Here is an 8,615-nt window from a genome sequence, read left to right on the forward strand (position 1 = left end):
GCTTCATCCGGCATCGCAGATGGGTGAGAGATAAGTTGTCTCCTGGCCGTCATTCCCGCGAAAGCGGGAATCCACTTTTGCTTTTGCATCAGCGCAAATGGACTCCCGCTTTCGCGCACTGCTGTCCGGGGAAAAATCGTTGCATTCGCCGTAACGCTTGATGGATCGTCGTCCCGGCGAAAGCCGGGACCCAGCGACTTGCATTTCGCCCAAGACACTGGGCCCCGGCTTTCGCTGGGGCGACGATTTTCGGTGCAATTGAATTTACGAGAAGAATTTTCGCCGTCGGGCTAGGTGTCGAGACCTAATCAATTAAAAAGATTTTCCCCGGACAGCAGTGCGCTTTCGCGGGAATGACGGCCAGGGGTTATGCAGCGATAAGATGCAAACGAGGCAGGTGCATGCCCCACACGACTGCCAGCAGGCGCATCAACAAAATCACCAGCACGCCTACGCTTACTGCGATGCTGCGCGGTATACCAAGTCGCTGCAAAACCACGTATGCCACGATCCCGATAATCGCCGCCGTCGCATAAAGATCCTGCTGAAAGATCAACGGCACCCGCGCGCTCATTACATCGCGCAACATGCCACCGGCGGTGCCGGTCATGGTTCCCATCAGCACGACGACCAGCCACGACAATCCCGCCGCTTCCGCAATCTGCGCACCGCTCATTGCAAACAGCGCCAGCCCCAAGGCATCGGCAATCAGGAAGCTTCGGCCGGGAGGTGGAAAGGCGGCGAGATAGATCATGGTCAACGCGGCCGCGATCAGAATCACCAGCAGGTAGCGTGCATCCTTCACCCAGAAAATCGGGTGACGATTGAGCAGTACGTCACGCAATGTGCCGCCCCCGATGGCGGTCAGCGCGGCCAGCGCGAGACCGCCGAGCAGATCCATGCCGGCGTGCGCCGCTACCAGCACACCGCTCACCGCAAACACCGCCACGCCAATCAGGTCCAGCAGATAGAGCAACATGCGGATTCCCCATGCGAATCAGGCTTGCCTCGGCACCTTGGCGCGCCCACCTATCCTGCATCCACCAAGGCCGTACGCTGATAATGCCACCATGAAACACACACCCGATGAAACGCTTTCCGAAGTCCGCGCCGACGTCTGGCTATGGGCTGCACGCATGTACAAGACACGCAGCCTGGCAAAACAGGCGATCGATGGCGGCAAGGTCGATGTGAACGGCGCCGGCTGCAAGGCCTCCAAGGCCCTGCACGTTGGCGACACCGTACGCCTGACGCGCGGCGAGGAACGACTGGAGCTGGAAATCCTGGCGCTTGCCGAGCTGCGGGGACCGGCCAGCGTGGCCCAGACGCTCTACCGCGAAACCGAGGCCAGCCGGCTTGCCCGCGAGCAGGCCCGTGAGCTGCGCCGCCTGAGCGGAGCAGGCTTGAATCGCCCCCCGACCCGGCCAAACAAGCAGGAACGTCGAGAACTGCGACGGCTTAAGGATTTTCCGTGAGCAGCACATCTCAGAAATCCGCGCCCATCTGCGTGATGATCTTTTCGCCAACGCAGGCAACCCGGGAGAGGTTGCCGCGATAAGCGATTAAAGGGGGAAACCAATGAGCGGTATCGATTTCTTCAAACGGTTGCTGGGCGGTCACGTACCGGAAGGCGCACACCACCGGCATCTCGTGCAAGCCGCGAGGGGTCTTCGCACGCTGGTGGTGGACGACTCGCCAACCATTCGCGCGGTACTCGGCAAGATGCTCGAGCAGGAAGGCTACGGCGTGCAGAAGGCCGTCGATGGCGAAAGCGCCCTCGAGCTGGCCAAGACCGAGCAGCCGGAACTGATTTTCCTGGACGTGGTGCTGCCGGGCATCAACGGTTTCGCGGTGCTGCGTGCATTGCGTCATGATCCGCTGACGCAACACATTCCGATCGTGATGATCAGCGGCAACCAGCAAGCCACCGAGCAATTCTATGTGCAGCGCTTCGGTGCCGACGACTTCATCAAGAAACCGTTTGGCTTGAGCGAAGTGCAGCAATCCATCGATCAACTGGTGCGCGCCGAACGCTTGCCGGCACGCGTGCCGGCACCGGCCTTGGTAACTGCCACCGTCACGCCGTACGAAGAGCTGCCCAGCACGCTCTCGGGCATGGCTGCCTGATTTCATCTCGTTCCCAGCGGTAACCGCCTGACTTCAGACGGAAACGCCGCAGCGTGAAAACGCTGCGGCGCTTTTTTTGTCGGCTGGGATGAAATCCCAGCTCCGGCACGCGCAAGAAAGCTGGGATTTCATCCCAGCCTACCTGCGATTACGCCAGGTCGAAGCGATCCAGGTTCATCACCTTGTTCCAGACGGCCACGAAGTCGCGGACAAACTTCTCTTGCGCATCCGAGCTTCCATAGACCTCCGCCAAGGCGCGCAACTGCGAGTTCGAACCGAAAACGAGATCGACACGCGTCGCCGTCCACTTGAGTTCGCCGGTCGTGCGGTCGCGTCCTTCAAATACGTCCTGCGCGCGCGATGCTGCTTTCCACGTCGTGCTCATATCCAGCAGGTTGACGAAAAAATCGTTGCTCAAGGTTCCCGGGCGCTTGGTGAAGACGCCGTGCCGTGTATGCCCGAAGTTGGTATCCAGCGCACGCATGCCGCCGATCAACGCGGTCATCTCGGGCGCGGTCAGCGTCAGCAGTTGCGCTTTGTCGACCAGCAGCACCTCGGCGGGAACGGAGAATTGGCCCTTGAGGTAGTTGCGGAAACCATCCGCCACTGGCTCTAGTACGGCAAACGATTCGACGTCGGTTTGTTCCTGCGAGGCATCCGTGCGTCCCGGGATAAAGGGAACCGTGACGTTGACGCCGGCATTGTTTGCCGCCTGCTCGATGGCGGCACAGCCACCCAGTACGATCAGATCAGCGAGCGACACCTGCTTGTCACCCGATGACGAGGCGTTGAAAGCCTGTTGGATGCCTTCCAGCGTCTTCAGCACTTTCGCCAGCTGCTCAGGTTGATTGACCTGCCAGTCCTTCTGCGGCGCGAGGCGAATGCGTGCGCCGTTAGCACCGCCGCGCTTGTCGGAACCGCGGAACGTCGAGGCCGAAGCCCATGCGGTGGAAACCAGTTCCGACACGGTGAGGCCGGAAGCCAGGAGCTTCGTTTTAAGCGCGGCAACATCCTGTTCGTCAATAAGCTTGTGATCGACCGCAGGCACAGGGTCCTGCCAAATCAGTGCTTCAGCCGGCACTTCCGGGCCGAGATAGCGCGCACGTGGGCCCATGTCGCGGTGCGTCAGCTTGAACCATGCCCGCGCGAACGCATCAGCAAATTCGTCTGGATTTTCCAGGAAGCGCCGCGAGATTTTCTCGTACGCCGGATCGAAGCGCAGGGCGAGGTCAGTGGTGAGCATCGACGGTGCATGACGCTTGGAGCGATCATGCGCATCCGGCACCGTGCCGGCGCCCGCGCCGCCCTTCGGCGTCCATTGATGTGCACCCGCAGGGCTCTTGGTGAGTTCCCACTCGTAGCCGAACAGGTTCCAGAAGAAGTTGTTGCTCCACTTGGTTGGCGAGCTGGTCCAGGTGACCTCCAGGCCGCTGGTGATCGCATCGGCGCCTTTGCCGGAGCCGAAGCTGTTCTTCCAACCCAGGCCCATTTCTTCGATGCCTGCTGCTTCCGGCTCGGGGCCGACGTGCGTTGCCGGGCCTGCGCCATGGGTCTTGCCGAAGGTGTGGCCGCCGGCGATCAAGGCGACGGTCTCTTCGTCGTTCATGGCCATGCGGGCGAACGTCTCGCGGATATCTTTCGCCGCAGCAAGCGGATCGGGATGGCCTTCCGGACCTTCCGGATTCACGTAGATCAGGCCCATCTGTACGGCCGCGAGCGGATTTTCGAGATCACGCTCACCGCTGTAGCGCTTGTCGCCGCCAAGCCAGGTGGTTTCGGTGCCCCAGTAGACGTCTTCTTCCGGTTCCCACACGTCCTCGCGTCCGCCGCCGAAGCCGAACGTTTTGAAGCCCATCGATTCCAACGCGACGTTGCCGGCAAGAATCATCAGGTCGGCCCAGGAAATGTTCCGCCCGTACTTCTGCTTGATCGGCCACAGCAGTCGACGCGCCTTGTCCAGATTGCCGTTGTCTGGCCAGCTGTTGAGCGGCGCGAAGCGCTGCTGTCCCGCGCCAGCGCCGCCACGGCCGTCACCGGTGCGGTACGTGCCGGCACTATGCCAGGCCATGCGAATGAACAAGGGGCCGTAATGGCCGAAGTCCGCCGGCCACCAGTCTTGCGAATCGGTCATCAGCGCATGCAGATCCTGCTTCAATGCTTTCAGGTCGACGCCTCTGAAAGCTGCGGCGTAGTTGAAGTCCTTGCCCATGGGATCGGATAAGGAGGAATGCTGATGCAGGAGTTTCAGGTTCAGCTGGTTCGGCCACCAATCGCGGTTGGTCGTACCGCCGGTCGCGTGGTGGAAAGGGCACTTTGCTGCGCTCGATGCGGCGGACCCTGCCGTCTCGGCAGTGGGAGTGACGGTGTTGACGTCTTCATTCATGGCTGAAGTCCTTTTGGTGGGAAGGGGGCTGGCGTCGGCTGGCTTCCGGGCCAATCTACGTGGACGTGCTTCTCCCGTGAATTGAATTGTTCTGATCCATTTCATAGGCATAGGCTATGACTCGCCTGTGCCGGGGAGATGCATTAATGGCCAGCGCGAGCGTCAGCCTGATGACAACTCAATCCGATGACGAGCCAATCAGTTCCAATGCCAAGTTTCGCGCTGCAAGCCGCATTTCGTCGGCGAACGCAGGGTTGTCGACGGTGCGCGCCAGCACCATGCCGCCAACGCAAAGCGCCGTGACAGCCAGGCTGCGTTGGCGGGCGCCGCGATCGGCTTCCCTATCCATGCCACGTTCCAGCATGTTGGCCATGTGCTCGACCAGGCATCGATAGGCTTGCCGCACCCGCGGTCCTGCGCGAGCCGTATCGGAAGGCAACGCGATCATTGGACACTGGTTTTCGATGGCTTCCAGGTGCGCGGTGGAAAGGTACGCTTCGATGATCTGGCGTGCAAAGGCCTCGCCACAGGCCGTGTGATCGAACCGTATGCCTTCCCAGCGCCCGGTCGGATCAAAATGCATGAACGTTGAAACTGCTTCGGCGTAGAGATCTTCCTTGGCCTTGAAGTGATTGTAGAAACCGCCGCGGGTGAGGCCGGCGTGCTGCATGATTTCGTCGATGGAAACATCATCGAAGCCGCGGCGATTAAACAATTCACGCGCGCACTCCACGATGCGCTGGCGGGTTTTCTGTTTGTGTTCGGCGCTCAATGGCATGGCGACGGGGCAAGTGGTTGGGGCGGGCAAAGCCTACTGCGAAAGCAAAATATGTTCTTGAACATATATTAGGCGCTGACAAACTTCTCCACGTTCTCGCGGTTACCCGCCCATCAAGGAGATAGATGTCATGACCATGAAGCTGTATTACGCAGAGACGATGAATCCGCGCAAGGCCTGCGCGGTGGCGAAATACCTTGGCTCGCCGGTGGAATATGTCCGGGTTGACCTGAGCCAGGGCGAACAGCGCAAGCCTGCGTTTCTGGCGTTGAATCCCAACGGCAAGGTACCGCTGTTGATGGATGGGGACCTGCAGTTATGGGAAAGCACCGCCATCATGGCTCATCTGGCGGTGAAAGCCGGCTCTGACTTATGGCCTTCCGAAGCTACTCGCCAAGTGGAAGTGCTGCGTTGGCTGTCATGGGATATCAGCCATTTTTCGCGCCACGGTGGTACGTTGTATTTTGAGCATCACATCAAGCCATTCCTGGGATTGGGTGAGGTGAATACTGCGGCCGTGGAGGAAGCCACCGGTTTCTATAAGCGTTTTGCCACTGTGCTCGACACGCATTTGGCACAACACGAGTATCTGGTCGGCGACAAGCTGAGCATTGCTGACTTTGGCGTGGGCGTATTGCTGCCGTGGGCCAAAGAGGCCCGCTTGCCGGTGGATGAGTTTGCCAACATCACGCGCTGGCACAATCAGTTGATGGCGTTGCCGGCGTGGCGCGAACCATTTCCAGCGCCATTGCCGGCTGCAGCCTGATAGAACGTAGGCTGGGATGAAATCCCAGCATTCATGTCGATGGCAATGCTGGGATTGGCATTCCAGCCTACGTTGAGTAGGTCAGCTGCGCGGTTTACTCACACCAAGGCTTTCAGCCGATACAGAACGTCCAACGCTTCGCGTGGCGTCAATGTATCCGGCTCGACATCCTTGAGTGCGCGCTCGGCCGCAGAAGGCTCGGGTGGTGCAAACAGCCCCAGTTGCGGTGAGGGTTCGTGTTGCAATGATGGCTTGGCGGCATGGCCATGCATGCCGTTTTCCAATTGCGCCAGCGTCTTGCGTGCATCGGCAATGACCGATTTCGGCAGGCCGGCCAAGGCCGCGACTTGCAAACCGAAACTACGATTGGCTGGGCCTTCCTTCACGGCATGCATAAACACCAGTTGATCGCCGTATTCGACCGCATCGAGGTGCACGTTGGCGATGCTGGGATATTCGATCGCAAGTTCGGTCAATTCGAAATAATGCGTGGCAAACAATGTATAGGCTTTGCTGCTGGCAGCCAGGTGCACGGCGGCAGCGCGTGCGAGTGCCAGGCCATCGTACGTGCTGGTGCCGCGGCCTACTTCATCCATCAACACCAGGCTTTGCGGTGTGGCGTTGTGCAGGATGTTTGCCGTCTCGCTCATTTCCACCATGAAGGTGGATTGGCCGCGTGAAAGATCGTCGCCAGCGCCGATGCGGGTGAAGATGCGATCGATCGGGCCGATCACCGCGCGCGATGCGGGAACGTAGCTGCCGATATGCGCCAGCAGCACGATCAACGCATTCTGGCGCATGTAGGTGGATTTACCGCCCATGTTCGGGCCGGTGATCACCAGCATGCGGCGATGATCATCCAATACCAGATCGTTCGGCTCGAAGGGTTCGTCGCGTACTTTCTCCACGACAGGATGACGGCCGCGCTCGATCCGCAGGCCAGGTTCGTCGGTGAGTTCCGGCGCGCTCCAGTCCAGGGCCTCGGCGCGTTCGGCCAAGGTGCACAGCACGTCGAGTTCGGCCATGGACGCGGCAGCGTGCTTGAGTGGTTCGAGTTGCTCAGTGAGCGTATCGAGCAGCGCTTCATACAGCGCGCGCTCGCGCATCAGCGAACGTTCCTTGGCGGAGAGTACTTTGTCTTCGAAGGTCTTGAGTTCTTCGGTGATGTAGCGCTCCGCGTTCTTGGTGGTTTGCCGGCGCGTGTAATGCGTAGGCGCTTTATCCGACTGGGCCTTGCTGATTTCGATGTAGTAGCCGTGTACGCGGTTGTAGCCGACCTTCAGTGTGGGGATGCCGCTGGTGGCTTTTTCGCGCTCCTCCAGTTCCACCAGATATTGATCGGCGTGCGTGGCAAGGCGGCGCAGTTCGTCCAATTCGGCGTCATAGCCGTCACCGACGATGCCGCCGTCGCGTAGGAGCACGGGTGGTTGTTCGACGATGGCGCGCTTGAGGAGTTCTGCCGTGGCAGCATGATCGCCGATGCCTTCGACCAACGCATGTAACAGCGGACTGTCCACGCTGGCGATCGAGGCGCGCAATGCGGGGGCGGCGGCCAAGCCATCGCGCAGCGTCGAAAGATCGCGCGGGCGTGCCGAACGCAAAGCAACGCGTGCCAGAATGCGTTCCAGATCGCCGATGCCGCGCAATTGATCGCGCAGGTTTTCATGACGGCGCGTTTCGATCAAGGCACCGATGGCCTGATGCCGGCGACGAAGCACATCGCGCGAGCGCAACGGGCGATTGAGCCAACGGCGCATCAAGCGCGCACCCATGGGCGTGACCGTTTCATCGAGCACGCCCAGCAGGCTATGTTCGATACGGCCGCTTGGATGTGTGTCCAATTCCAGATTGCGGCGCGTGGCGGCGTCCAGTGCAATCGTTTCGCTCGCACTTTCAACGGCCATGCCGGAAAGATGCGGCAGTGCGCTCTTTTGTGTTTCTTCGACGTAGCCGAGCAAGCAGCCCGCGGCGGCGATCGCCAACGGCAAGTTGTCGACGCCAAAACCACTGAGGTCTCGCGTGCCGAAGAAGCGATTGAGTTCGCGCCGCGATGCATCGCCATCGAAATGCCACGGCGGCCGCTTGCGCAAGCCTGGCAGGGTGCTGACCAGTTTCGGCCACGCTACGTCTTCACCGACCAGTGTTTCCGCTGGTTGCAGCCGCGCCAGTTCCGCAGCGAGGGCTTCCGCATTGGGTACTTCGCTGAGCAGAAAACGCCCGCTGGCAAGATCCACCCATGCCAGGCCATAACTGCCGTGTGGGCCAGCCGCAATCGCCAGCAGCAGATTGTCGCGCCGTTCTTCCAATAGCGCCGCGTCCGTCACCGTGCCCGGCGTGACAATGCGCACCACCTTGCGCTCCACTGGTCCTTTCGCGAGCGCCGGGTCGCCGATCTGTTCGCAAATCGCCACCGATTCACCCAGCCGCACCAGCTTGGCCAGATAATTTTCCACCGCGTGATACGGCACGCCCGCCATCGGAATCGGCTGTCCTGCCGATTGCCCGCGCTGCGTGAGCGTGATGTCCATCAAACGCGCGGCCTTGCGCGCGTCTTCATAGAA

7 protein-coding genes are annotated in these 8,615 nt (G+C 60.5%); 3 read left to right on the top strand and 4 right to left on the bottom strand.

Annotation, left to right across the window (positions count from 1 at the left end):
• Positions 1-367: 367 nt before the first annotated feature.
• Positions 368-979, bottom strand: a complete 612-nt coding sequence (locus tag VJR68_RS19525) for a trimeric intracellular cation channel family protein (RefSeq protein ID WP_324150356.1) — start codon at positions 977-979, stop codon at positions 368-370.
• Between the two features lie 91 nt (positions 980-1,070).
• Here VJR68_RS19525 and VJR68_RS19530 point away from each other — a divergent pair, with 91 nt between their 5' ends.
• Positions 1,071-1,475 (top strand): RNA-binding S4 domain-containing protein, encoded by a 405-nt coding sequence (locus tag VJR68_RS19530; RefSeq protein WP_324150358.1) that lies wholly within the window; start codon positions 1,071-1,073, stop codon positions 1,473-1,475.
• A gap of 103 nt (positions 1,476-1,578) precedes the next feature.
• The gene (locus VJR68_RS19535) at positions 1,579-2,127 is read left to right on the top strand and encodes a response regulator (protein WP_324150360.1); all 549 of its coding nucleotides are present in this window, start codon (positions 1,579-1,581) and stop codon (positions 2,125-2,127) included.
• Positions 2,128-2,275: 148 nt separating this feature from the next.
• Here VJR68_RS19535 and katG read toward each other — a convergent pair whose 3' ends face one another.
• Positions 2,276-4,510, bottom strand: a complete 2,235-nt coding sequence (gene katG / locus VJR68_RS19540; RefSeq protein WP_324150362.1) for a catalase/peroxidase HPI — start codon at positions 4,508-4,510, stop codon at positions 2,276-2,278.
• A 178-nt stretch (positions 4,511-4,688) separates the two neighbouring features.
• The gene (locus VJR68_RS19545) at positions 4,689-5,288 is read right to left on the bottom strand and encodes a TetR/AcrR family transcriptional regulator (protein WP_324150363.1); all 600 of its coding nucleotides are present in this window, start codon (positions 5,286-5,288) and stop codon (positions 4,689-4,691) included.
• A gap of 130 nt (positions 5,289-5,418) precedes the next feature.
• Here VJR68_RS19545 and VJR68_RS19550 point away from each other — a divergent pair, with 130 nt between their 5' ends.
• Entirely contained in the window at positions 5,419-6,054 is a 636-nt protein-coding gene (locus tag VJR68_RS19550; RefSeq protein WP_324150365.1) for a glutathione S-transferase family protein, read from the top strand.
• A 98-nt stretch (positions 6,055-6,152) separates the two neighbouring features.
• On the opposite strand, the gene mutS is transcribed toward VJR68_RS19550, so the two are convergent.
• A partial coding sequence (gene mutS, locus VJR68_RS19555) for a DNA mismatch repair protein MutS (RefSeq protein ID WP_324150367.1) occupies positions 6,153-8,615 on the bottom strand: 2,463 nt, incomplete at its 5' end.

It is taken from the genome of Dyella sp. (genome assembly GCF_035277725.1).
In the GTDB taxonomy this organism is placed as follows: Bacteria; Pseudomonadota; Gammaproteobacteria; order Xanthomonadales; family Rhodanobacteraceae; genus Dyella_B.

Bases quoted from the DNA above. Each gene is read 5' to 3' on its own strand.
- VJR68_RS19545 (WP_324150363.1), bottom strand. From the start codon at position 5,288: ATGCCATTGAGCGCCGAACACAAACAGAAAACCCGCCAGCGCATCGTG.
- katG (WP_324150362.1), bottom strand. From the start codon at position 4,510: ATGAATGAAGACGTCAACACCGTCACTCCCACTGCCGAGACGGCAGGG.
- VJR68_RS19535 (WP_324150360.1), top strand. From the start codon at position 1,579: ATGAGCGGTATCGATTTCTTCAAACGGTTGCTGGGCGGTCACGTACCG.
- VJR68_RS19525 (WP_324150356.1), bottom strand. From the start codon at position 979: ATGTTGCTCTATCTGCTGGACCTGATTGGCGTGGCGGTGTTTGCGGTG.
- VJR68_RS19550 (WP_324150365.1), top strand. From the start codon at position 5,419: ATGACCATGAAGCTGTATTACGCAGAGACGATGAATCCGCGCAAGGCC.
- VJR68_RS19530 (WP_324150358.1), top strand. From the start codon at position 1,071: ATGAAACACACACCCGATGAAACGCTTTCCGAAGTCCGCGCCGACGTC.